This is a genomic window from Agromyces albus (assembly GCF_004134825.1).
GTDB classification, from domain to species: Bacteria; Actinomycetota; Actinomycetes; order Actinomycetales; family Microbacteriaceae; genus Agromyces; species Agromyces albus.
Genome location: NZ_SDPN01000010.1, coordinates 87500 through 109486 on the forward strand (window position 1 = coordinate 87500; position 21987 = coordinate 109486).

A 21987-nucleotide genomic window follows, 5' to 3' on the forward strand; every position below is an offset into this window, starting at 1 on the left:
TGCGGCGGAGGCGGAGGGGGCTTTCGGATGTCGCTGCCGCTGGTTAGGATCGCACGGTGACCAACGGATTCAACGGATCCGAGGCGGGGGAAGCGTCGGCGTCAACGTCGACCCCCACGTCGTCTGCCGCCGTGTCGCCTCCGCCGGGCGGCATGCGGATGTTCCTGCACGTGCTCGCGAACACGATGATCGCGAACGTCACGACGAGCTTCCTCTGGTTCGCGCTCACGTTCTGGGTGTACCTCGAGACCCGCTCGGTGCTCGCGACCGGCATCATCGGCGGTGCGTACATGCTCCTCATCGCCGTGTTCTCGATCCTCTTCGGCACGATCGTCGACCGCCACCGCAAGCACCGGGTCATGGTGCTCTCGAGCGTGATCACCCTCGGCGCGTTCATCGTGGCCGGGATCCTGTACCTCTTGCAGCCCGAGTCGGCCCTCGTCGACCTGGGCAGGCCGTGGTTCTGGCTGTTCTCCGGCATCATCCTCTTCGGCTCGGTCGTCGAGAACATGCGCAACATCGCGCTGTCGACCACGGTCACCCTGCTCGTGCCCGAGGAGCGGCACGCGAACGCGAACGGCATGGTCGGCACGGTGCAGGGGCTCGCGTTCATCGTCACGAGCGTGTTCAGCGGGCTCGCGATCGGCTTCGTCGGCATGGGCTGGACCCTCGCGATCGCGATCGCGGCGACCCTCGTCGCGCTCGTGCACCTGTTCTTCGTGCGCATTCCCGAGGACCACCCGGTGGCCGACGGCGAGCGGCCGCCGCCGATCGACCTGAAGGGCAGCATCTCCGCGATCCGGGCCGCGCCCGGACTGTTCGCCCTCATCCTGTTCTCGACGTTCAACAACTTCATCGGCGGCGTCTACATCGCACTGATGGACCCGTACGGCCTGACGCTCTTCCCGGTCGAGGCGTGGGGTGTCGTGCTCGGCGTCACCGCGACGGGGTTCATCATCGGTGGACTCGTGATCGCGAAATGGGGGCTGGGTCGCAACCCGATCCGCACGATGCTGCTCGTCGTCGTCATCATGGGGTTGCTCGGTGCGCTGTTCACGATCCGCGAGTGGTGGCTGCTCTACGCGCTCGGCATCTGGCTCTACATGACGCTGATCCCGGTGGTCGAGGCGGCCGAGCAGACGGTCATCCAGAAGGTCGTGCCGTTCCGTCGCCAGGGTCGCGTCTTCGGCTTCGCGCAGGCGTTCGAGGCGGCGGCCGCGCCGATCACGGCGTTCCTCATCGCCCCCATCGCGCAGTTCTGGATCATCCCCTACATGGACTCCGCCGACGGGCGAGCGACCTGGGGCTGGCTGCTCGGCGAGGGTGACGCTCGCGGCATCGCGCTCGTGTTCTTCTTCTCCGGGCTCATCATGGTCGCGATGGCCCTCGTCGCGTTCGGCACGCGCTCCTACCGGCTGCTGTCGGCTGAGTACCAGGGCGCTCCCGCCGAGGAGCCGGAGGGCGAGACGGATGCCGCGGGCGAGCCCGGGGAGCCGGAGGGCGAGCCGGGGGCGCCGGAGGGCGAGCCCGAGGCATCCGACCCCGCGTCGACTCAGCGCACGAGGTAACGGAGGCTGACGACGCCGCCCGGCCTCGCCTCGACGTGGTCGAGCTCGAGCCGGCGGTCGCCGACGTCGGCCGGGGTGAACGAGCGCCCGTCGCCGAGGAGCACCGGCACGATGCGCAGGTGCAGCTCGTCGACGAGTCCCGCGCGAAGCAGCGCGTCGGCGAGCGTGAGGCTCCCCCACACGATGACGGCCGTGAAGCGCTCCTTCAGGGCAGCGGCCGCATCGGCGCCGTCACCGCGGAGGATCTCGATCCGGCCGCTGCCCCACGGCGCTTCCGTCAGCGTGTTCGAGACCACGAACTTCGGCAGCCGGTTGATGAGCTCCGCGACCTGCTCGACGTTCGGGTCGACCTCCGGCCAGTAGTCGGCGAACATGCGGTAGGTCGTGGCGCCGAAGAGGATCGCGTCGGCCTGCGAGACGTAGTCGAGCTGCTCGGCGTCGTTGAGGTCGACCTCGCCGTTCTCGCCGGGCCGCACGAGCGCTTCGAAGAACTCGATGCCACCCTCGGGGTCGGCCGCGTAGCCGTCGGCGGTGACCACCTGCTCGACGATGAGGCGGCCCATCAGCGTTGCCCTCCTTCGTCGAGCCGCTCGACGAGCACGTCGAACGCCTCGCTCCAGCCGTCGTAGACGTTCTCGTCGCCGGGCACGCCCGCGATGCCGTGGAGGTGGAAGGTCATCTCCGTTCGGCCGCCGAGGTCGGCGAGGGTCACCGTGATGAGCGGGGCCGCGTCGTCGGCATCGTCGGGCGAGCCCCACGTGAAGACGAGTCGCTCGGGCTCGACGACCTCGCGGTAGACCCCTGCGGTGGGGTACTCGGTGCCGTCGGGTGCGATCATCGTGTACCGGTAGCGGCCTCCGGGGCGCACGTCGATCTCGACCGACTCGCGCGGAGTGGTGACCCCTCGAGGGTGCCACCACGTGGCGGCCTCGTCGGGATCGGTCCATGCCCGCCAGATGGCTTCGCGGGGCGCGTCGAAGACCCGCGTGATGGTGAACTGCTTCTCGCTCGTGGCAGTCTGCTCAGGCATCCGTCTTCCCTTTCAGTTCGCGGAGTCGCTCATCGAGCAGGTCGAACCGCTCCGCCCATTCGCCGCGATGGCGATCGACCCAGGCGGATGCCTCGTCGAGCGGCTCGGTGCGAAGGGTGCACGTGCGCCACTGTGCCGAGGCGGTGCGCTCGATGAGGCCTGCCCGCTCGAGCACCTTGAGGTGCTGCGAGATCGCGGGGCGGCTCATCGCGAAGGGCTCGGCGAGTGCGCCGACGGTCATCGACCCGTCGCGGAGGCGCGAGAGGATCTCGCGACGCGTCGGATCGGCGAGCGCCTGGAACACCCGGCTGAGCTCATCGGGCGAATCAACCAAGGTAAGCAACTCCTTATGTAAGGACTTCCTTAAACATAACTCGGGATGCCGGCGCCGTCAACCCTTGACGCTCGCGTGAACGGTCCGAACCGCTTGCGGAGGGACTTCCCGTCCCACCAGGGGTAGCCATCGTCGCCGGGGACCTTGAAATCGGTCTCCGACCACTCCTCGCCGTCCCACCAGCGCAACAGGTCAGGCGACTCCGGATCGGTGTACCAGCCAGGCTCGGCCACCTCATCGTCGGTGACGGGTCGGGGCAGCGCGTCGGGCATGGCGTCGAGTATGTCAGGAAACGTCGTGTGAGCCCCGCCTCATGTGAGGCAGAACTCACATGACGAAATCGCACGATACTCGCGGTGACGTATCGGAAGTGACAGCGCGTCGGGACGCCGGGACGTGGAGGTGGCACGAACGGCACGAACAGTACGAACAGCGCCCGTCAGCCCGCCGGCCGCACGACGCCGTGCTCGTAGGCGTAGACGACGGCGTGCACGCGGTCGCGCAAGCCGAGCTTCATGAGCACCTTCGACACGTGCGTCTTCACCGTCGCCTCGCCAACCCACATGCGCGCCGCGATCTCGGCGTTCGAGATGCCCTCGGCGAGGAGCTCGAGCACCTGCCGTTCGCGCTCGGTGAGGCTCGCGAGCGCCGCGTGCTGGGCAGGTGGTGCAGCATCCGTCTCGAGACGTGGATCCTTGGCGTCTTGGCGCACTGCCTCGATCACCCGCCGCGTGACATCCGGCGACAGCAGCGCATCGCCCCGGGCGACCACCTGCACCGCCTCGATGAGGTGCTCGGGGCTCGAGTTCTTCAGCAGGAACCCGCTCGCTCCGGCCTCGAGTGCCGCGAACAGGTAGTCCTCGCGGTTGAAGGTCGTGAGCACGAGCACGGCGGCAGCGGATGCCGCGTCGGCCGTGATGCGGCGAGTGGCCTCGAGCCCGTCCATGCCGGGCATCTGCACGTCCATGCACACGACATCGGGCGCGAGCCGCGCGACCTCGGCGATCGCCTCGTCGCCCGTCGCGGCCTCGCCGACCACCTCGATGCCGTCCTCCGAATCGAGGATCGTGCGGAAGCCGCCGCGCACGAGCGCCTGGTCGTCGACGACGAGCACCCGGATGCTCACGCGCCCGCCCCTGCCGTGCGGCGCAGCGGGAAACTCGCCCGCACGAGGTAACCGCCTCGCGCCCGCGGCCCGAGCTCGAGCACCCCGCCCACGGCGGCGACGCGCTCGCGCATGCCGAGCTGCCCGAGTCCGCCGGCTCCCGCGCCGCCACCGGTACCCGCACCGGCACTGCCACCGCCACCAGGGGCACCAGAGGCGGTGGCAACAGCACCGCCCGTCGCCCGCGTCACGACCCCGGTGTTCGTGACCTCGATCTCCACGGCGTCTTCCGACCACCGCACTCGCACTTCGGCGGTGGCCCCGGCGCCCGCGTGCTTGCGGGCATTCGTGAGCGCCTCCTGCACGATGCGGTACGCGTTCAAGCCGACGAGCGCCGACGCGGGTCGCTCGTCGCCGACGACGGCGATCGTCGTCGGCAGCCCGTTGGCAGTGGACTCGGCGACGAGCTCGCCGAGGCGATCGACGCCGCGAGTGCTCGTGCTCGTGGTCGCCGGCTCGGCGTCGGCGCGCAGCGTGCCGAGGAGCCCGTGCAGCTCGTCGACCGCTTCGCGCGCGCTCGACTCGATCGCCGAGAGCGACGTGGCGGCGGCATCCGGATCCTTCGCGAGCACCCGGCGGGCGGCACCCGCCTGCACGCCGATGACCGACACGTGGTGGGCGACGACATCGTGCAGCTCGCGCGCGATGCGCACCCGCTCGAGCGCGGCGGCCTGCGCGCGGGTGCGCTCTCGCTCGGCGGCGAGCTCGCCGGTGCGCTGCTCGAGCTCGGCCCGCGCTCGAGCCGAGCGGTGGGCGGCGTCGCCGAAGTACCACGCTCCGCCGAAGTAGAGCAGGTTGGTGATCACATTGATGAGCCCGTAGGCGAGGTACGGCGAGAGCGGCCCGTCGCCGCCGCGCGAGAGCTCGGGCAGGTAGTCCTGCACGGCCGAGTAGAAGATGAGGTTCCAGAACAGCCACGTGAACATGCCCAGGATGATCACGGCTCGCACGACCGTCGCGACGCGGCGGCTCCTGCCCCACGCGCCGACCGTGTAGATCGCCACGAAGAGGCAGATGTTGCTGAAGAGCAGCTCGCCGACCTCGGTCACCCCGCCCACGACGAAGGCGACGGATGCCACGAGCGCGACGGCCTCGGGCCAGCGGCGCCGCACGGCGAGCGGCAGCGTCATTGCCACGACCCAGAGCGCCGAACCCCACCACGGCGCGCCCTCGCCGAAGCCGGTGGCGCGATAGAGCACGACACTCCCGGCCGTGCCCGCGGCGAGCACGAGCGCGATCACGAGGTCGCGGCGGAGCCCCACGCGATCCGGGCGAGGGCGCACCCACTCGACCCCGTCGACGACGGGGGGCGCGGCGGTGTCGGACATGGTCCAACGGTATCGGCGGGCGTCGCCGCAGCGAATCCGTCGCGCGGCGGAGATCCGGCCGCGGCGCGCCGGGACGACGACGGACATGTTCCTCCGCGGCTGAAGGTCACCCAACGGTGCCGACGAAGCCGAAGCTCCCGCCGGAATGCCCCTGCGGCGGGGGCGCGTCGCCGCTACCCACGAGCAGCTTCCTCGTGAGCTCGGCACGCGTGGAGAGCAGGTCCCCGAGCGCGCGCGCCAGGTCGCCGTCCTCAGGATCGCGTCCCTCGGATGCCGCGGCGAGCACGGTGCGACGCATGAGCTCCTTCGCGAACGACCCGGTGGTGCCGTCGGCCTCATCCGCCGCGGCGTCGAGTGCCTCACTCGAGAGTGGCAGGCCGTCGGCGTACAGCCGGAACAGGCGCCGGCGGGCCGCGCCATCGGGCATGGGGATCTCGGCTGCGTGATCGATCCGGCCGGGCCGGTCGGCGAGGGCCCGTTCGAGCACCTCGACGCGGTTCGTCGTGAGGATGAACGTGACGTCGGCGTCGCCCTCGAGGCCGTCGAGGGCGTCGAGGATCATGAACAGCACCGGGCTCGACGGCGAGATCGAGCGGTCGTTGGCGACAAGGTCGACGTCCTCGAGAACGACGATCGACGGCTGCATGACGCGGGCGACCTCGGCGGCCATCGTGATGAAGCGGATCGACGGCCCGTTGAGGAGGATCGCGGTGGTGCCGGCAGTTCGCCCGAGCAGGTGCCGGACCGTCAGGGTCTTTCCGGTGCCGGGCGGGCCGTAGAGGAGAAGTCCCCTTTTCAGATGCTGGCCGGCCTTCGCGAGGGCGTCCCGGTGCTCTCCGATGCCGACGACGTGCCGCTCGATGCCGGCGAGCGTCGTCTCATCGAGCACGATGCGGTGGGCGGAAACCTCGGGGCGCTCGAGGAAGGTCATCTGGCCGGTTCCGCGGCCGAACTCGGTGCCGCCGATCGTGAGCACCTGGCCGCGAAGCACGCTGCGCTCGAGCATCAGGCGGCGCACCTCCGCGAGGAACGACTCGCCGCTGGCTGGGTCACTCGCGATGACCTCCAGGCGCGCGTCCTCGCGGCCGTGTTCGGGTGGGCTCGCCCGCTGCAGCACGGCGACAGGGCGCCCGTCGTGGTGGAGCAGCCGAAGGCCGAACGCCACCGTGCGTCGCTCCGAGTGCGGTCCGGTCGCGGCCGCCCGGTAGTCGACGGGTCCGGCGTCGAACGCCGCGTGGGGGTTCTCGAGCAGTTCGGAGAACGAGTGATGGCCGCGCTGCTGCCCACCACCGACGCCCAGGAGTCGCCCGTCGCCCGCGTCGCTCAACTCGTCGAGGGCGATGTCGGCATCGGCGAGACGATGCGGGGGCATCGATTCGGTGAGGACCGGCAGGCTCGATACCTCGGCGCCCAAGTGCTCGGCGACGAGTTCGCCGAGCGGTGTCAGCTTGGACGCGACCGGCCGTGGCGCGTTGACGACCTCGCCCAGGAATCGGCGATACGTCTCGACGAATGCCGCAGTGTCCCGGTCCATCTGCACCTCCAGTGGTGTCGTGCGAGGGCGTTGCCAACGCGACGTATGGTGACGGATGACGCAGTCGGGCGGCATCCGCTCGGTTCAGTCTCGCGCCCTGCGTCGCTCCCGCGCGCGGTCCTTCAGGAAGATCAGCGGCAGGAGCCAGGTGCCGAGCGCAGTGACGAGCCAGACGATGACGGTGGCGAGCACCCACGTGAGCAGCCCGTCGATGCGCAGCCCGTTCGCGATGACCGTCGCGAGCAAGAGAGAGATGAACGTCGAGATGAGCCCGACGCCGCCGAGCACGGCCGGCGCGTGCCGCGCGGCGAGCTTCGAGACGAGGGGACTGAGCAGCGACTGGGCGATTGCGAAGACGATCATGGCGACGAGGAAGCCCGCCCAGTCGATGTCGAAGCCGGGAAGGAGGATCCAGGCGACGAGGAGTCCGAGGGCGGCGGTGCCGAGGAAGATCGCCACGCGGATCAGGAAGCGCACCATGCCCGGAGAATATCGGTGCCCGTGCGGCCCGTTGGGCGCAACACTCGGCCTTCGCGTGATGCGCGCGAACGATGGCAGCGCCGCGCGTACGCGCCTCTTGGCGTGGGGCGCCGCGTCGAGGAAGATGAATCCATGAGCCGTCGGGGGAGCGCATGAGCCGGTCCGCCGCGCCCGCCGCGCCCAACCCGGCGGCCCGCCGCGTGCAGTCGATCTACTTCACGCTGCTCGTCGGCAACACGCTCGCGGCATCCTTCATCTGGGGCATCAACACGCTGTTCCTCCTCGATGCAGGCCTCACGAATCTCGAGGCCTTCGCCGCCAACGCCTTCTTCACCGTCGGCATGGTGATCTTCGAGGTGCCCACCGGCGTGGTCGCCGACACCTGGGGCCGGCGCGTGTCGTACCTGCTCGGCACCGTGACCCTCTCCGTCACGACCTTCCTCTACTACCTGATGTGGGTCGTGTCGGCGCCGTTCTGGGCCTGGGCGGTCGTCTCGGTGCTGCTCGGACTCGGCTTCACGTTCTTCTCGGGGGCGGTCGAGGCGTGGCTCGTCGACGCGCTGCACGCGACGGGCTACCGCGGCAGCCTCGAGAAGGTGTTCGGGCGCGGCCAGGCGGCGTCGGGGGCGGCCATGCTCGGCGGCTCGGTGCTCGGCGGCGTGCTCGCGCAGGTGACCGACCTCGGGGTGCCGTTCCTCGTGCGCGCGGGCATTCTCATCGTGATGTTCATCGTCGCCGCGGTCGTCATGAGAGACCTCGGCTTCACGCCGGCCGGGCGGGCCCACCCGCTGCGGGCGACGCGCGAGGTGTTCACGGCATCCGTCAGGCACGGGCTCGGCAACCCGCCGGTGCGCTACGTGATGCTCGCGTCGTGCTTCAGCGCCGGCGTCGGCATCTACGTGTTCTACGCGCTGCAGCCGTACCTGCTCGAGCTCTGGGGAGACGAGGGCGCCTACTCGATCGCCGGTCTCGCCGCCGCGATCGTCGCCGGCGCGCAGATCGCAGGCGGATGGCTCGCGCCGAGCGTGCGCCGGTTGTTCCGCAAGCGCACCACGACGATCATCATCGCCACCATCTCGAGCGCGACGATCCTCGTGGTGCTGGGCCTGAACCGCAGCTTCTGGGTCGCGATCGTGCTGCTCGCACTGTGGGGCCTCGTGTTCGCCGCAGCCGGCCCGGTGCGGCAGGCCTACCTGAACGACATGATCCCGTCGAGCCAGCGGGCCACGGTGCTCTCGTTCGACTCGCTCCTCGGCAGCGCGGGCGGCGTCGTGATCCAGCCGGTGCTCGGGCGCTCGGCCGACGTCTACGGCTACCCGGGATCACTCCTGATCGGCGGGCTCATCGACCTCATCGCGGTGCCGTTCCTGATCGCGAGCCGGCGGCAGGGATCGGCGTCGGATGTCTCGACCGGCGTCGCGTCGGAGCCCGAATCCGATGACGCCGATGCGGCCCCAGGGGCGCCGCCGGCGTCATCCGCCTGACCGTCGCCGTTCACGTCCGCGTCACCGTGACACCCCCCGTTCGCGGGTGGACCGTGTAACATGACCGGACACGCCGGAAGGCCGAGGGGCCGAGCGGTGCGGGCGATCTGGGGGTGCGCGGTGCGAAAGGTCATGCTGGCGAGCGTCGCCGCGATGGCCCTGCTCATCGGCGCGGTGTTCATGGGCGTCGCTGCAGCCACGACGGGCGCGCCGATCAGTGAAGACGCCCGCTACGTGCAGCCGGCTCCCGTGGCGACCGACCGATTCGGCGTCGTCGAGGGCCCTGACGGCGAGGTCGCTCCCGACCCGGCTGCGCCCGTCGACGAGGCGGACTCCGACGACGCTGCACCGCCGAGCCCCGAGCCGACGCCGGCTCCCGAGCCGACTCCGACGCCGACGCCGACGCCCACTCCGACTCCGACTCCCACTCCGACCCCGACGCCCACTCCCACGCCGACCCCGACCCCGACGCCCGATCTCGACGGCACTCCCGATCCCGGCGCCGCCCCCGAGGCGACCCCGTCCGCGGCCGAGCAGGAGGCATGGCGCGCGTTCCAGCAGCTCGTGCGCGACTGCATGGCCGGCGCCGGCCAGGGCTATGTCATGTGGGAATGGTGGAACACGGACCATTCGACCGGCACCCACCCCGGCATGCCCACCGGCCTCACCGAGGCCCAGGCCGCAGCGTGGGAGCTCGCGCTCGACGGCGACACCGGAACGGGCGACGACTACCGCTGGGAAGACGCCGGCTGCTGGGGCTACGCCGTGCACGTTTCGGCCGGCCCGAGCTGAGCCGTCGCGACGAGCGCCCGGGTCAGGCGGTGAGCTCCGTCACGGTTCCGTTGAGCGTCGCGGCATCCGCTTGCCAGAGGTCGACGACGGAGGTCGCGAGCCGGTCTTCGAGCCCCGCGAGCGCGCGCACGCGGAACGTGACCGCCGCGGCCGTCGCGCCGGCCCCCTCCCCGGCCGTGGTGAAGCCGTGGGCGAGCGACCGCATCCACGACTCGCTCGCGGCCTTGACGGCGGCGTAGTTCGCCCCGCCCGCGGTGGGAGCGGCGACCGTCGTCGAGGAGACGATCGCGATGCGACCGGCGTGGGAGGCGAGCAGGTCGTCCCAGAATGCCCGGCTCACGTGCCGCAGCGCGGTGAACGAGCGCTCGAGGAATCGGTAGTCCTCGTCGCTCTGGCCCGGGATGCCACCGCCGCCGCGCCAGCCGCCGACGAGGTGGATGATGCCGTCGATGTCGCCCACCCTGGCGTGCACGCGCATCGCGAGCTCGAGCACGTCGTCGCCGTCGGTGAGATCGGCGTGCTCGCCGATGGCGCCGGGCAGCTCGTCTTCGAGGGCGCCGAGGCGGCCGTCATCGCTGCCGACCGCGACCACTCGCGCGCCCGCGCCGAGGAGCGCGCGAACGACGATGCGGCCCGACGCGCCGGTCGCGCCGGTGACGAGCACCGTGCGACCGGCCACGCCCACGTCAGTCATCGGCTCGCGATCCCGTGATGCCGACGGTCGACTCGATGACCGGCTTCATCTTCTTGTCGAGCGCCTCGTAGAACATCGAGAGCGGGAACTCGTCGTCCATCACGAGGTCGGTGTAGCCCTTCGGCGGACCGGCGAGCACCTCGCGGGGCAGGCCGGAGGCCCACACCGACGCCGGATTCGGCGTGAGCACGCTGCGCACGAGTTCGTACGCCGCGAGCCAGTGCGCCGTCTTCGGGCGGTCGATCGATTTCCAGTACAGCTCGTCGATCGCGTCACCGAGCGCCACGACGGCGTCGGGCACGGCGTCCCAGTCGAAGCTCAGCGAGACATCCGTCCACTCGAGCACGCCCTTCTGGTGCAGCCACGCGAAGAGCAGCTGCCCGCCGAGTCCGTCGTAATTGCGCACGCGCGAGCCCGTGATCGCGAACCGGAAGATCCGGTCGAAGATCACGGCGTACTGCACGAGGGTCGCGTGCTCGAGCATCTCGCCCTCGAGCGCGCTGAGTGTCTCGCCCGCGGCGGCGCGGGCGCGCAGGGCCCGGGTGATCTTCACCGATTCGCGGAACGCGGTGAGGTCGCACCGCAGCTCTTCAAGCGAGTAGAGGAAGAACGGCATGCGCTGCTTGATCATGAACGGGTCGAACGGCAGGTCGCCACGCATGTGCGTGCGGTCGTGGATGATGTCCCACATCACGAACGTGCGCTCGGCGAGCTCCTGGTCGTCGAGCAGGCGCGCAGCGTCGTCGGGAACGTCGAGCTTCGTGATCTCGGATGCCGCGCGCACGACGGTACGGTACCGCGCGGCCTCGCGATCCTGGAAGATCGCCCCCCACGTGAACGCGGGAATCTCGCGCATCGCGACGGTCTCGGGGAAGAGCACCGCCGAGTTGGTGTCGTATCCCGGCGTGAAGTCCACGAAGCGCAGGCTCACGAACAGCTTGTTCGAGTAGTCGCCCGCCTCGAGCGCGGCGATGAACTCGGGCCAGATCGTCTCGACCACGAGCGCCTCGACGTGCCGGTCGGTCGACCCGTTCTGCGTGTACATGGGGAAGACCACGAGATGACGGATGCCGTCGATGCGATGCCGTTGCGGCTGGAACTCCTGGAGCGAGTCGAGGAAGTCGGGCACGCCGAGGCCCCCGGCCTGCCAGCGCCGGAAGTCCTGCACGGATGCCGCGAGGTACGCCGCCTCGTGCGGGAACCGCGGCGCGAGCGCCTCGATCGACTCGACGATGGCGTCGACGAGGTCGGATGCCGCGGACCGGTCGCCCTCGTCGGGAACCGAGCCGTCTTTCGCCTGCAGCGGCTGCAGTGCGGTCGCCGACTCCTTGAGGCGGAGCCATGCCGGGTCGTGCTCGACGCCGTCGGCGAGGGCGAGCTGCGTCGCCGTGATCTTCTCTTCGAGAACCTCGGGTTCGCCGATGATGGCGTCGACACTGGTGGTGCTCGACATGTGAACCTCCGTTCCCGGTTGCGTGCCCGCGCGTGCGGCGCGATGCGTGGGTGATGCGGCCGATCGGCCCTGCATCAAGGCTAGGTGCAAGCTTCCCGCGATGTGTTGCGGCTCGGTGCAGCCTTCTTGCGCGCACGCAGGCTTTCGCGGCGGACTTCGCCGCTCCGCGCAACGCCCGCGCCGCGCGAGGGCTCTCAGGGTGCGGAGGCTCCGTTCGGAGTGGTCGCGCGGCATCGACACTGAGAAATCCTCAGGAAGATTCCGAGGTCAAGGGCCGGGACTCCCCGGATTCCGCGTGCCCTCGGCGCGCATACCTTCAGGGCATCCCCACTCGAAAGGAATGGAACCATGAACACAAGGAAAGCGGCACCGGTGCTCCTCATCGGGTCGCTCGCAGTACTCCTGAGCGGTTGCGCTGGTGCGGCCGTGGAGCGCCAGGTGAACGACAACCTCAAGCCGTTGGAGAACGCCGCGGCCATGGGTCTCGCACGTGGCCACGTCATCGAGAAGGACGACTTCTCATCGCAGCCGTTCAGCGCCGAGGTCATCCGTGAGCTGAAGGGCAGCGCGCCGACCACGGTCGAGCAGCCGTTCAGCGCCGAGGCGATCCGTGAGCTGAAGGGCAGCGCACCGACCACGGTCGAGCAGCCGTTCAGCGCCGAGGTGTGGCGTGAGCTGAAGGGCAGCGCACCGACCACGGTCGAGCAGCCGTTCAGCGACGCAGCGAGGCGCGAGCTGAAGGGAAACGCACCGGTCGCCGAGAGTGCTGCCGACACGCAGGGCAGGCGTCTCACCGCGTACGCGGAGGCATACGCAGCTGCCGGCGTGACCGCTGCAGAGATGCAGGGCGCGCGGCTCAGCGAATACGCCGAGGCACGCAGCGATGCGGAGAAGCGCGAATTGAAGGGCAGCGCGCCGATCGAGGTGAACGACTACCTGTCGCCACTCGGAGGCCCGCGCTGACCGGCGACCGGGAATCTCCGACCCCCTGACGGGCGCGGCGTGTCGATCATGACACCGCGCCCGTCCGGCTGCCCGGGTATCGTGCGGACCATGGACCTCTCCACGGACGTCACCGCCGAAGCGGTGGTGGCCGTGCTCGCGGAGCATGCCTCCGCCGACCGTGCGGCGGTGGCCGTGCGCTTCTTCAAGACGGGGCCCGGCCAGTACGGCGAGGGAGATCGATTCATCGGAGTGAGCGTGCCCGCGACCCGATCGGTCGTCGCACGCTTCCCCGGGCTTCCGCCCGTCGAAGCGGGAAAGCTGCTCGAGAGCCCCGTGCACGAGCACCGGCTCGCCGCGCTCCTTGTGATGGTGCGGCAGTTCCGGGTCGCGAGGCGGCCCCGAACCCGCGACGACGACGCGCGGCGTGCGCTGCACGAGGCGTACCTCGCCGCGGTGCGCGCCGGGCGCGTGAACAACTGGGATCTCGTCGATTCCTCGGCCGAGGTACTCGTGGGCGAGTTCCTGCGGGCGGCGGGGCGCGGCGAGGATTCGCTGCTCGACGAGCTCGCGGCATCCGACTCGCTCTGGGAGCGCCGGGTGGCGGTGCTGGCGACGTTCGCCTTCATCAGGGCCGGCGACGGCGTGCCGATCCTGCGGCTCGCGCCGCGGCTGCTCGGCGACCGCGAAGACCTCATGCACAAGGCGGTGGGATGGATGCTGCGCGAGCTCGGCAAGCGCGTCGATCGCGACCTGCTCCGCGGGTTCCTCGACGAGCACGCCCCGCGGATGCCCCGCACGATGCTCTCCTACGCGACCGAGCACCTCTCACCCGACGAGCGAGCGGCGTATCGCGCACAGCGCTGACGGCACCGCGTCGGCACATGGGCACCGCTTTCCATTGACAGCGGGTCGGGAGCGCTGCCAGTATGCCGTTCGGCAGTTCGCCGATCTCAAACACAGCAAGGAACCCTCATGACTACTCCCGCGCCCGCTCCCGTCCCCGCTCAGTCGGCGCCCGCCGAGAAGTGGAATGTCCTCTCGATCGTCGCCTTCGTGCTCTCGCTCGTCGGCGGCGGCGTCATCGCGATCGTGCTCGGCTTCATCGGCCTCAACCAGGTGAAGAAGACCGGTGAACGTGGTCGTGGCCTCGCGCTCGCTGCGGTCATCATCGGGTTCGTCGGGCTCGTTATCACCATCATCTGGGTGATCGCGGCCGTCGCGCTCGTTGCGGCGAACCCCGGGCTCACGACGACGTACTAGGCCCCTGCCTCCCGAGGTTCCAGGGAGGCTTCACCGAGGTCTTCACGCACACGGAGTCCCCGACCGGCCGAGCCGGACGGGGACTCCGTTCGCATTCGTCCTGTCGTGAGCGGCCACGCCACGCCATGATGTGGAGCATGGAATCCCCGGTGGCGAAGCCAGACCGAACCCTCATCGTGATCCTCGGCGTCATCGGCGCGCTGGTGATCGTGGCGCTCATCGTCGTGTTCACGACCGGTGAGCCCGAACTCCTCGACGAATCCACGCCCGAAGGCGTCGTTCAGCGATACTCGGCCGCGGTGATCGACGGCGATGAGGCGGCGGCCATGGAATACCTGGTTCCCGAGCTCGCCGACTCCTGCGAGCGCACGGCGATCGGCCCGGTCGACGGCATGCGGGTCACCCTCGTCTCCACCACGGAACGCGACGACTCGGCCGACGTGAACGTGCTCATGGTCACGTCGTACGACGGCGGCCCGTTCGGATCGTCGGAGTACGAGGAGGAGGCCGTGTTCGACCTCGTCGCGGCCGACGGAGGCTGGCTCATCGAGTCGGCCCCGTGGTCGCTCGCAATCTGCGCTCCGAAGATGGTGCAGTGATGACCGCCACGACACTCCCAGCGGCCCCCGGCCCAGGCCCGGGACCGAGCCCCGTCACAGGATCGGCGCAGCGCACCGTGCGCCGCCTCATCGTCTACTCGCTTCTCTTCGTACTGGTCACGATCGCCGCCATCGGCCTGAGCGGCCTCGTCGGGCGGCTGCTCGAGACCGGCACTCCGCTCGCCGCCGGCGGCAACGCGGGCCTCGCGCTGTCGCTCGCCTTCACGCTCATCGGCGGGCCGCTCGCGGCGCTGCTCTGGTGGGTGGTGTGGCGCCGGCTCACGGATGACTCGGAGCGGTCGTCGCTGGCGTGGGGCCTCTACCTCGCCCTCATGTACACGGTCTCGCTCATCGTGGCGACCTCGGCGCTCGTGGGCACGTTGTCGTCGCTCGTGAGCGACGGGTGGCGTCCGGGAGACTTCTCCACCGGCGTGGTGTGGGCACTCGTGTGGGCCTGGCACCGCTGGATGTGGCGGCATCCGGCCAAGGGCCCGATCAGGCTGGCCACGGTGCCTGCCGTCGCGGCCTCGGTGTACGGCCTCATCATCGGCATCGGTGGCGGCGTGACCGCGCTCGGTTCGCTCTTCGACACGGCGATTCGGCGAGCCTCCGAGCAGGTGTTCGCCGGCACCACGTGGTGGCAGGCGCCGCTCGAGTCGCTCATCTGGGCGGTGGCCGGCGGGGCGATCTGGGCGTGGCACTGGTTCCGCGACGATGCCAGGCGACTCGACGCCGGCCTCGCCCGAGTGGCGCTCGTCGTCGTCGGCGTGCTGTGGGCGGGCTTCGTGATGCTCGCCGGACTCGGCACCGTGCTCTTCGTGCTGCTGCGGCTCGCATTCGACTCGAGTGACCCGGCGAGCGAGATCCTCCGCCCACTGGGAATGGCGCTCGCCGCGGCATCCGTCGGTGCTCTCGTGTGGGTCTATCATCGCGGCGTCGTGGCCAGGCACTCGGCGGGCACTCGTCGTGCCGGCGCGCTCGTCATGTCGGGCCTCGGCCTCGTGGCGGCCGCGTCGGGAATCGGCGTTGTCATCAACGCGACGCTCGCCGCGCTCGTCAGCCCCATCGCGGCATCCGACACCCGCTCGCTCCTCCTCGGCGGCATCAGCGCGCTCGTCGTCGGCGGGCCGGTCTGGTGGCTCAACTGGAAGCCAGCTCGGCGAGTCGAAGCCACGGAGGCCGGCTCGACCGGACGCCGGGTGTACCTGATCGCCGTGTTCGGCATCAGTGCCATCGTGGCGCTCATCACCGTGCTCGTGGTCGGCTACCTGCTGTTCGAGTTCGGGCTCGATCCCACGACGACGGCCAGCCTCGTCGACAAGGTGCGCGCGCCGTTCGGGCTCCTCGTCGCCACCGGGCTCGTGTTCGGCTACCACTTCGCGCTCTGGCGCCGCGACCGCTCGGTGATCGCCGCCGAGGGCCTTGCCCCTGCGCGACGGATCGGGCGAGTCATCCTCGTGACCTCCGGCGACGCCGTCGCACTCGAGCAGGCGATAACGGATGCCACGGGCGCGTCGGTCACGGTCTGGCGCTCTCTCGACGAGCCGGGTGTCGGTCCGGATGCCGCGGCGCTCGCCGGTGCGCTCGAGGGCGTCACCGGGAAGCGCGTGCTCATGCTCGCCGGCCCGGGGAATCGCGTCGAGGTCGTGCGGCTCGCGGACTGAGCCAACAGCAGACCGGCAGGAATACACTGCAGGTGATGTGGGGAGCCTGAGATGGTCGAAAGTTCTGTGCACCCGACACTCCTCGAGGCGGCATCGGCGTGGGTGCTGGTCGTTGCCTTCGCCATCTCGTTGCTGTACGAGCTCTGGCGGGCGATCGCCAAGGCGGGCACGTCACGCCACGACTCGCTCCGCGCATTCCTGATCCAGGACGTCGCGCTGTATGTGGTCGCGGCCGTCGTGATCATCCTGCTCTTCGCCGGCGTCCCCTTCGCCGCATGGGTCGGGCTGATCTTCTCGGTCGTCGTGATCCTCGCGTCGATCTTCTACTACAACCCGAAGATCATGATCGAGCGCAAGCCCGGCCCCATCGATTGGTTCGAGGATCTCGTGTACACGGGCCTGCTGTTCGTCGTGGCGGCCTTCCTGTTCCTCGAGATCTCGGGCCTCACCCTCGCCTAGACGGTCTGCCCAGGCCTTCGATCATCCCGTCGACGCCGATCCGGGCGACGCCTCAGAGCCGCTTCTGCTTGTGCATCGACGCGGTCTCGTAGCCGAGTTCGTCATAGAGGCGGATGGCGCCCTCGTTGTCGGCGAACACGTTGAGCCGCACCGAGGTCGCGCCCTGCGAGCGGGCGACGTCTTCGGCCAGCAGCATGGCGGCCCGGCCGATGCCGCGCCGCCGGAACGCCTCGTGCACCCTGATGTCCCAGACCCACCAGCTCGACGCGTCGCTCGAGGGCCCGATCCAGAGCCATCCGGCGTCATCCCCATCGGCGACGATCGTGAAGAGGAAATGGCCGTCGATGAGCGTGCCGTCGGGGAAGAACTGCTCCTCGGAGGCGTGCCGGGCGATGGCCGCCGCCTCGGGGGTGTCGCCCGCGGCGATGCGCGCCTGTTCGTAGGCCGACATCGCGATCGGCAACCATTCCGCGGTCTGCTCGACGGACTTCGGCACGAGGCTCAGGTCGTTCGTCACCATCAGTCCATGCTCGCATGACGATCAGGATCATCATTGAACTATTTGGTTCAGTGATTCTCCTCGCCCTGCGAGCCGGCGGGAGGAGCAGACTGTGAGCATGACAGTGGCATTCGAGACGGTCGACGAGTACATCGCCTCCTTCCCGCCCGACGTGCAGCCCGTGCTCCAGGCCGTGCGCGAAGCGATCCATGCGAGCGTGCCGGGGGCCGAGGAGAAGATCCGCTACGGCATCGCGGCCGTCATGCTCGGCGGCCGGTACGCGATCCACTTCGCGGGGTGGAAGCACCACGTCGGCCTCTACCCCGTGCCCGCATTCGACGGCGAACTCGAAGCGGAGGTGTCCCCGTACCGGGCGAAGAAGGACTCGGTGAACTTCCCGTACTCCCAACCCGTGCCATACGACCTCATCCGCCGGATGTCGGCAGAGATCGTGCGGCGTCGAGGCGCTGCATCCGCCGACTGAGCCAGGCGCCGCTCACGGGCGTGCGCGCATTGGTTGCGAGAATGGGGGGATGACGAGAACGGTGCGCGGCGCGAAGGTCCTCATCACCGGCGCGGCCGGTGGCATGGGTCGCCTGTTCGCCGAGCGAGCGGTGGACGAGGGCGCGACCTCCGTCACCCTCTGGGATCGCGACGTCATCGCCCTCGCTCGTGCGGTCGACGAGTTGGGCGCCGCCTCGCGCGGGCGCACTCGCGTGCAGTCGTACGTCGTCGACGTGAGCGACCCTGGTGCGATCGCGAAGCACGCGCAGCGGGTGCGGCGCGACGTCGGCAATCCCGACGTGCTCATCAACAACGCCGGAATCGTGCGCGGCAATCGCTACTTCTGGGAGACCGACAGCGGTGACGACACCCGCCCGACGATGCAGGTCAACGCCCTCGCGCCCATGTACATCACCCGCGAGTTCCTGCCGGGCATGATCTCCTCGTCGTACCGCGCGGCGCGCATCGTGAACATCGCCTCGGCCGCCGGAACGCTCGCCAACCCGCGCATGGCCGTGTACGCGGCCTCGAAGGCCGCGCTCATCGGCTGGAGCGAATCGCTGCGCATCGAGCTCGAGCAGGCCGACCACACCAACGTGCGGGTCACGACGGTCACGCCGGGTTACGTCTCGACGGGGATGTTCGCGGGCGCCAGGGCCCCGCGGCTGGCTCCCATCCTCGAGCCCGAGTACGTCGTCGACCGAGTGTGGCGCGCGATGCTCGCGGGCAAGCCGCTCGTGGAGCTGCCACGCAGCGTCGGGCTCTCGCGTGCGGTGCGCGGCATCCTGCCGACGCGGGTGTTCGATCGCGTCGTGGGCGACGCCTTCGGGGTCTACCGCTCGATGGAGCGGTTCACCGGTCGCCCGTAGCTGCTCGGCGAGCGCCGTCGCTGCTCGGCGAGCGCCCGTCAGAGCCCGTGTTCGCCGAGCCAGTCGAGCAGCACGAGCTCGAACTCGGCCGGCCGCTCGAGGTTCGGCAGGTGCGCGGCATCCTCGAAGCTGAATCCCGTCGCGTCGGGCAGCGCTTCGAGCACGTGTTCGTAGTGTGCTCGCGTGGGCCCCAAGTCGTACTCGCCGACCAGGACGAGCGCGGGGACCCGGATGTCGCCGAGCCGGCCGTACGCGGGCGGCTCGAGCGGCTCGGGGCTCACCGCCTCCTCGGCGTGCGCCACGTTCGCCGCCGCGATCTCGTGGACGAGCGCGACGAACTCGGGATCGAGATCGTCTTCGAGCCGATTGCTGCCCGCGACCCACAGGGCGGTCTCGAGGCGTGCGAGGCGTCGCCAGTCTGATGCCGCGAACGCGGCGTCGAGCTCGTCGATGCGGCGATGCTCCTCGTCGGAGAGCGGCAGCTCGGGGAATCCGCTCGGGCCCGATCCCACCGCCACGACCCCGGCGACGCGGTCGGGTGACTCGAGCGCGAGGTCGAGGGCGGTGGTGCCGCCTCGGCCGGCGCCGATGATCGTGGCACGCTCGATGCCGAGGTGGTCGAGCACCGAGCGCACGTCGTCGCGATCGGAGAAGGGCGCGCCGTCGTGCCGCGTGGCACCGAAGCCGCGTGCGTCGAGCCGCACCACGAGGTGGCCCGCGGTGAGCGCCGGCATTTGCGGTTCCCACATGCGCATCGTCGCGATTCCCGAGTGCAGCAGCACGAGGGCGGGCGCCGACGCATGGCCGGCGGATTCGTAGGCGAGCTCGGCACCCGGGACGGCGAGGTGGGGCATGTCTCGAGGGTACGTGACACGGTGCGCGCGGCGAGCCGGTCACCGGCATCCGTCAGTCCTTCTGTGAACCCTTGCCCTTGTCGCCGTCTTTGCCCTTGTCGCCGCCCTTGTCGTCGCCGTTGCCCGGATCATCGTCGTCTTCGGGCTCGGTTGTCGGCGTGGGGGTGGGGCTCGGGTTGCTCGCTGCCTCGGCGGCCTCGAGGTCGGCCCGCACGAGCGCGATGGCGTCGCGGATGTCGCGCTCACGCGCCGCGTCGAGGTCGCCGTCGGCGAGGGCGTCGGCGACCTCCGCTTCGAGGAGATCGAGCGCAGCGCGGGATGCTGCGAAGTCGCCGCTTGCAGCATGCGTCGCGATGCTCACGACGGAGCCGTGGAAGTTCTCGGACGGCGATGCCTGTGCCGCGCACGAGCCGAGGCCGAGGCCGAGCGCGAGCACCAGGGCGACCGCGGCAGCACGCGGAGCGGATCGACGGCGGCGCGCGCGAGCACCGGCGCCAGAGCTTGCGACCACGGCGCTCAGCCCTCGCCCTCGTCGTCGGGAGCGTCGGTGGCGGGTGGCTCGGTGGCGGGCGGCTCGGTGACGGGTGGCTCGGTGACGGGCGGTTCGGTGGCGGGAGGCGCAGTGGTCGGCGGCTCGGTGCTGTCGCCCGAGCCGCTTCCGCCGCCGTTCCCGTTCCCGGAGTTCCCGCCGTTCTCGTTCCCGTTGCCGTCGCCGTCGTCTCCCTCGTCGTCGGCGGGCGCAGGCGCAGGCGAAGGCGAAGGCGTCGCGGCCGCCAGGGCCGCCTCGAGGTCGGCACGCACGAGATCGATTGCCGCGCGGATCACCTGCTCGCGATCGGCATCGATGCTCCCGGTATCGAGCGCGACCGTGACGTCGCGATCGAGCAGTTCGAGCTCGGCAAGGGCACCGACGAAGTCGCCCGCCACGGCGCGTTCGGCGATCTGCACCACCGAGGAGTGCATCGCGTCGGCCGTCTGCTCAGCCGAAGCGCACGCCGACAAGCCGAACGTGAGGGCGGCGGCGATCGCCGCGGCGGGAAGAACCGCGTGCCGGCGCGCGAAGCGCTGTGCACTGCGCGTCATTCGCCGGTCACCGCCTCGTCGAGCTCTTCGAGGTGCACGCCGAGCTCGCCCGGCACCGCCGGCAGCGGCTCGGGGGTCGTGGCGGCCTGCTCGGCAGTGAGCGACGAGAACACGAGCACCGCGACCACGGCGCCGATGACGGCGAGGAGCGAGATCGCGATCGTCGGCCGCACCCAGCGGCGCGAGCGCTGCTCGGATGCCGCGTGGGCCGCGCGCGTCGTCGGCTCGGCCGTTTCCGTGCCGGCCGGAGCCTCGAAGAACGACCGATCGGGCGACGGCAGCACCTGCGTGGCGGCGGCCGTCGCGGGGTCGTTCTCGGATGATACGGCCGCTGATGACCCGGCCCCCGATGCCGCGACCTCGGCCGGCTGGGTCGCTGCGGCCGAGACGTCGGCGAACGAGATCGTCGGCGCGGTGACCTCGCGATCGGCGGTGCTCGACGTGTCGAGCGTCGTGTCGAGGGTCGTGGCGGCGACGGCGATGTCGAGTGCACTCGGCCGGTCGCCCGGCTCGCGAGCGGTCATGCTGCGAAGCAGCGACACCCAGTCTGGGCCGAGCGAATCGGGGATCTCGGGATCGCGCACGAGCCGGGCGCTCGCCGCCTCGACGGCTGGCCCGGGGAACGCCGTCACGCCCGTGCGCGCCTCGAGCACGAGCAGGCCGAGCGAGTAGATGTCGGCCGCGGGACCCGGCGCCGCGCCGCTCACCTGCTCAGGGCTGAGGTAGCCGGGTGTGCCGACGAGAAGCCCCGTGCGGGTCAGCCGGGCGTCGTCGATGAGCCGCGCAATGCCGAAGTCGGCGAGCTTCGCATTCCACGCGCGACCGGGCAGGTGCGCGGGTTCGAGCAACACGTTCGCGGGCTTCACGTCGCGGTGCACGATGCCGCGGGCGTGGATGACGTGCAGGGCCTCGGCGAGGTCGGCGAGCAGGCCTGCGGCATCCGCGGGGCCGAGGGGCCCGAACTTCAGGGCCTCCCGCAGGTCGCGGCCGTCGACGAGCTCCATCACGAGGAACTCGCGACCCGTCGCGGGATCGCGGCATGCGTCGTACAACCGCACGAGCGCACGGTGCGTGAGGCTTGCGAGCAGCGCGGTCTCGGATTTGCGGCGGTCGCTGTCGTCGATGCCCTCGGCGGCCTCGGCGAACACCTTCACCGCGACGGAACGGCCCAGGGCCAGGTCTTCGCCGCGGTACACGGCCGCCATTCCGCCGCGGCCGATGAGGGCGTCGAGGCGGTATCGGGAGTCGAGCGTGGCGCCGACGAATGGATCGCCGACCACGCGATCAGGGGAGGTCGTCACATATTCGAGCGTACCCGCCCCGCCTGAAAGAGCTCCGTTTCGCCGTCCGGGGTTGGCTGTGGAGCCGAGGTGCGGTATTACGCCGACC

General features: G+C 70.4%; 26 protein-coding genes. 11 read left to right on the forward strand and 15 right to left on the reverse strand.

Translation table 11 applies throughout. The features are described 5' to 3' along the window. Positions 1-152 precede the first annotated feature (152 nt). A complete protein-coding gene (locus ESP51_RS07520) occupies positions 153-1568 on the forward strand; it encodes an MFS transporter (RefSeq protein WP_129520319.1) in 1416 nt (471 codons plus the stop codon). Here the strand turns inward: ESP51_RS07520 and ESP51_RS07525 are convergent. The 8 genes from ESP51_RS07525 to ESP51_RS07560 all read right to left on the reverse strand — a co-directional run bounded on the left by ESP51_RS07525 (position 1553) and on the right by ESP51_RS07560 (position 7439). Then, positions 1553-2131 (reverse strand): dihydrofolate reductase family protein, encoded by a 579-nt coding sequence (locus ESP51_RS07525; RefSeq protein ID WP_129520282.1) that lies wholly within the window; start codon positions 2129-2131, stop codon positions 1553-1555. The genes ESP51_RS07520 and ESP51_RS07525 overlap by 16 nt on opposite strands. Further along, positions 2131-2598, reverse strand: coding sequence for an SRPBCC family protein (locus ESP51_RS07530; RefSeq protein WP_129520283.1), 468 nt, complete (start codon positions 2596-2598; stop codon positions 2131-2133). Before ESP51_RS07530 ends, ESP51_RS07525 begins: the two co-directional genes overlap by 1 nt. Further along, on the reverse strand, positions 2591-2932 hold the full coding sequence (locus tag ESP51_RS07535) for an ArsR/SmtB family transcription factor (protein WP_129520284.1): 342 nt from the start codon (positions 2930-2932) through the stop codon (positions 2591-2593). Before ESP51_RS07535 ends, ESP51_RS07530 begins: the two co-directional genes overlap by 8 nt. 29 nt (positions 2933-2961) lie before the next feature. Beyond that, entirely contained in the window at positions 2962-3204 is a 243-nt protein-coding gene (locus ESP51_RS07540; protein ID WP_129520285.1) for a DUF2510 domain-containing protein, read from the reverse strand. A 167-nt stretch (positions 3205-3371) separates the two neighbouring features. After that, a complete protein-coding gene (locus ESP51_RS07545) occupies positions 3372-4058 on the reverse strand; it encodes a response regulator (protein ID WP_129520286.1) in 687 nt (228 codons plus the stop codon). Then, positions 4055-5425 (reverse strand): sensor histidine kinase, encoded by a 1371-nt coding sequence (locus tag ESP51_RS07550; protein ID WP_129520287.1) that lies wholly within the window; start codon positions 5423-5425, stop codon positions 4055-4057. The genes ESP51_RS07545 and ESP51_RS07550 overlap by 4 nt, the downstream gene beginning before the upstream one ends. 106 nt (positions 5426-5531) lie before the next feature. Next, positions 5532-6959: an AAA family ATPase gene (locus tag ESP51_RS07555; RefSeq protein ID WP_129520288.1), complete on the reverse strand. Its 1428-nt coding sequence runs from the start codon at positions 6957-6959 to the stop codon at positions 5532-5534. 84 nt (positions 6960-7043) lie between these two features. Further along, entirely contained in the window at positions 7044-7439 is a 396-nt protein-coding gene (locus tag ESP51_RS07560; RefSeq protein ID WP_129520289.1) for a phage holin family protein, read from the reverse strand. A 152-nt stretch (positions 7440-7591) separates the two neighbouring features. Here ESP51_RS07560 and ESP51_RS07565 point away from each other — a divergent pair, with 152 nt between their 5' ends. Together ESP51_RS07565 and ESP51_RS20575 are read left to right on the forward strand one after the other, a co-directional pair. Then, a complete protein-coding gene (locus ESP51_RS07565; RefSeq protein WP_129520290.1) occupies positions 7592-8923 on the forward strand; it encodes an MFS transporter in 1332 nt (443 codons plus the stop codon). A gap of 120 nt (positions 8924-9043) precedes the next feature. Beyond that, complete coding sequence (locus ESP51_RS20575; protein ID WP_164990449.1) at positions 9044-9715, forward strand: hypothetical protein; 672 nt, start codon at positions 9044-9046, stop codon at positions 9713-9715. 22 nt (positions 9716-9737) lie between these two features. Here the strand turns inward: ESP51_RS20575 and ESP51_RS07575 are convergent, their stop codons facing one another. Beyond that, entirely contained in the window at positions 9738-10409 is a 672-nt protein-coding gene (locus ESP51_RS07575; RefSeq protein ID WP_129520291.1) for an SDR family NAD(P)-dependent oxidoreductase, read from the reverse strand. After that, positions 10402-11862 carry a DUF6421 family protein gene (locus tag ESP51_RS07580; RefSeq protein WP_129520292.1) on the reverse strand — a complete coding sequence of 487 codons (1461 nt, stop codon included), beginning with the start codon at positions 11860-11862 and terminating at the stop codon, positions 10402-10404. The genes ESP51_RS07575 and ESP51_RS07580 overlap by 8 nt, the downstream gene beginning before the upstream one ends. Positions 11863-12210: 348 nt before the next feature. Between ESP51_RS07580 and ESP51_RS07585 the strand changes: the two genes are divergently transcribed. The 6 genes from ESP51_RS07585 to ESP51_RS07610 all read left to right on the forward strand — a co-directional run bounded on the left by ESP51_RS07585 (position 12211) and on the right by ESP51_RS07610 (position 16789). After that, the gene (locus tag ESP51_RS07585; RefSeq protein ID WP_129520293.1) at positions 12211-12825 is read left to right on the forward strand and encodes a hypothetical protein; all 615 of its coding nucleotides are present in this window, start codon (positions 12211-12213) and stop codon (positions 12823-12825) included. Between the two features lie 90 nt (positions 12826-12915). Beyond that, positions 12916-13671, forward strand: coding sequence for a DNA alkylation repair protein (locus tag ESP51_RS07590; protein WP_129520294.1), 756 nt, complete (start codon positions 12916-12918; stop codon positions 13669-13671). A gap of 108 nt (positions 13672-13779) precedes the next feature. Beyond that, complete coding sequence (locus ESP51_RS07595) at positions 13780-14067, forward strand: DUF4190 domain-containing protein (protein ID WP_129520295.1); 288 nt, start codon at positions 13780-13782, stop codon at positions 14065-14067. Positions 14068-14216: 149 nt separating this feature from the next. Further along, on the forward strand, positions 14217-14666 hold the full coding sequence (locus ESP51_RS07600) for an LpqB family beta-propeller domain-containing protein (protein WP_241843038.1): 450 nt from the start codon (positions 14217-14219) through the stop codon (positions 14664-14666). After that, a complete protein-coding gene (locus ESP51_RS07605; RefSeq protein ID WP_129520297.1) occupies positions 14666-16330 on the forward strand; it encodes a DUF5671 domain-containing protein in 1665 nt (554 codons plus the stop codon). Before ESP51_RS07600 ends, ESP51_RS07605 begins: the two co-directional genes overlap by 1 nt. 51 nt (positions 16331-16381) lie before the next feature. Next, entirely contained in the window at positions 16382-16789 is a 408-nt protein-coding gene (locus ESP51_RS07610) for a hypothetical protein (RefSeq protein ID WP_129520298.1), read from the forward strand. A 52-nt stretch (positions 16790-16841) separates the two neighbouring features. On the opposite strand, the gene ESP51_RS07615 is transcribed toward ESP51_RS07610, so the two are convergent. Next, complete coding sequence (locus tag ESP51_RS07615) at positions 16842-17309, reverse strand: GNAT family N-acetyltransferase (RefSeq protein WP_206737241.1); 468 nt, start codon at positions 17307-17309, stop codon at positions 16842-16844. Between the two features lie 97 nt (positions 17310-17406). Here ESP51_RS07615 and ESP51_RS07620 point away from each other — a divergent pair, with 97 nt between their 5' ends. Together ESP51_RS07620 and ESP51_RS07625 are read left to right on the forward strand one after the other, a co-directional pair. Next, the gene (locus tag ESP51_RS07620; RefSeq protein ID WP_129520299.1) at positions 17407-17772 is read left to right on the forward strand and encodes an iron chaperone; all 366 of its coding nucleotides are present in this window, start codon (positions 17407-17409) and stop codon (positions 17770-17772) included. A gap of 49 nt (positions 17773-17821) precedes the next feature. After that, on the forward strand, positions 17822-18661 hold the full coding sequence (locus ESP51_RS07625) for an SDR family oxidoreductase (RefSeq protein ID WP_129520300.1): 840 nt from the start codon (positions 17822-17824) through the stop codon (positions 18659-18661). 38 nt (positions 18662-18699) lie between these two features. Here ESP51_RS07625 and ESP51_RS07630 read toward each other — a convergent pair whose 3' ends face one another. From ESP51_RS07630 to ESP51_RS07645, 4 genes are read right to left on the reverse strand one after another with little or no spacing between them, the layout of a single operon-like run. Next, positions 18700-19515 (reverse strand): alpha/beta fold hydrolase, encoded by an 816-nt coding sequence (locus ESP51_RS07630; protein ID WP_129520301.1) that lies wholly within the window; start codon positions 19513-19515, stop codon positions 18700-18702. A 52-nt stretch (positions 19516-19567) separates the two neighbouring features. Then, entirely contained in the window at positions 19568-20026 is a 459-nt protein-coding gene (locus tag ESP51_RS07635; protein ID WP_129520302.1) for a hypothetical protein, read from the reverse strand. A gap of 5 nt (positions 20027-20031) precedes the next feature. Then, positions 20032-20598 carry a hypothetical protein gene (locus tag ESP51_RS07640; RefSeq protein ID WP_129520303.1) on the reverse strand — a complete coding sequence of 189 codons (567 nt, stop codon included), beginning with the start codon at positions 20596-20598 and terminating at the stop codon, positions 20032-20034. Beyond that, positions 20595-21899, reverse strand: a complete 1305-nt coding sequence (locus ESP51_RS07645; RefSeq protein ID WP_129520304.1) for a serine/threonine-protein kinase — start codon at positions 21897-21899, stop codon at positions 20595-20597. Before ESP51_RS07645 ends, ESP51_RS07640 begins: the two co-directional genes overlap by 4 nt. Positions 21900-21987: the final 88 nt, after the last annotated feature.

What these genes read in the sequence shown, in the direction of transcription:
- ESP51_RS07520 (WP_129520319.1), top strand. Translation starts at nt 153, where the DNA reads ATGCGGATGTTCCTGCACGTGCTCGCGAACACGATGATCGCGAACGTC.
- ESP51_RS07525 (WP_129520282.1), bottom strand. Translation starts at nt 2,131, where the DNA reads ATGGGCCGCCTCATCGTCGAGCAGGTGGTCACCGCCGACGGCTACGCG.
- ESP51_RS07530 (WP_129520283.1), bottom strand. Translation starts at nt 2,598, where the DNA reads ATGCCTGAGCAGACTGCCACGAGCGAGAAGCAGTTCACCATCACGCGG.
- ESP51_RS07540 (WP_129520285.1), bottom strand. Translation starts at nt 3,204, where the DNA reads ATGCCCGACGCGCTGCCCCGACCCGTCACCGACGATGAGGTGGCCGAG.
- ESP51_RS07550 (WP_129520287.1), bottom strand. Translation starts at nt 5,425, where the DNA reads ATGTCCGACACCGCCGCGCCCCCCGTCGTCGACGGGGTCGAGTGGGTG.
- ESP51_RS07555 (WP_129520288.1), bottom strand. Translation starts at nt 6,959, where the DNA reads ATGGACCGGGACACTGCGGCATTCGTCGAGACGTATCGCCGATTCCTG.
- ESP51_RS07560 (WP_129520289.1), bottom strand. Translation starts at nt 7,439, where the DNA reads ATGGTGCGCTTCCTGATCCGCGTGGCGATCTTCCTCGGCACCGCCGCC.
- ESP51_RS07565 (WP_129520290.1), top strand. Translation starts at nt 7,592, where the DNA reads ATGAGCCGGTCCGCCGCGCCCGCCGCGCCCAACCCGGCGGCCCGCCGC.
- ESP51_RS07575 (WP_129520291.1), bottom strand. Translation starts at nt 10,409, where the DNA reads ATGACTGACGTGGGCGTGGCCGGTCGCACGGTGCTCGTCACCGGCGCG.
- ESP51_RS07580 (WP_129520292.1), bottom strand. Translation starts at nt 11,862, where the DNA reads ATGTCGAGCACCACCAGTGTCGACGCCATCATCGGCGAACCCGAGGTT.
- ESP51_RS07585 (WP_129520293.1), top strand. Translation starts at nt 12,211, where the DNA reads ATGAACACAAGGAAAGCGGCACCGGTGCTCCTCATCGGGTCGCTCGCA.
- ESP51_RS07590 (WP_129520294.1), top strand. Translation starts at nt 12,916, where the DNA reads ATGGACCTCTCCACGGACGTCACCGCCGAAGCGGTGGTGGCCGTGCTC.
- ESP51_RS07595 (WP_129520295.1), top strand. Translation starts at nt 13,780, where the DNA reads ATGACTACTCCCGCGCCCGCTCCCGTCCCCGCTCAGTCGGCGCCCGCC.
- ESP51_RS07605 (WP_129520297.1), top strand. Translation starts at nt 14,666, where the DNA reads ATGACCGCCACGACACTCCCAGCGGCCCCCGGCCCAGGCCCGGGACCG.
- ESP51_RS07610 (WP_129520298.1), top strand. Translation starts at nt 16,382, where the DNA reads ATGGTCGAAAGTTCTGTGCACCCGACACTCCTCGAGGCGGCATCGGCG.
- ESP51_RS07615 (WP_206737241.1), bottom strand. Translation starts at nt 17,309, where the DNA reads ATGGTGACGAACGACCTGAGCCTCGTGCCGAAGTCCGTCGAGCAGACC.
- ESP51_RS07620 (WP_129520299.1), top strand. Translation starts at nt 17,407, where the DNA reads ATGACAGTGGCATTCGAGACGGTCGACGAGTACATCGCCTCCTTCCCG.
- ESP51_RS07625 (WP_129520300.1), top strand. Translation starts at nt 17,822, where the DNA reads ATGACGAGAACGGTGCGCGGCGCGAAGGTCCTCATCACCGGCGCGGCC.
- ESP51_RS07630 (WP_129520301.1), bottom strand. Translation starts at nt 19,515, where the DNA reads ATGCCCCACCTCGCCGTCCCGGGTGCCGAGCTCGCCTACGAATCCGCC.
- ESP51_RS07640 (WP_129520303.1), bottom strand. Translation starts at nt 20,598, where the DNA reads ATGACGCGCAGTGCACAGCGCTTCGCGCGCCGGCACGCGGTTCTTCCC.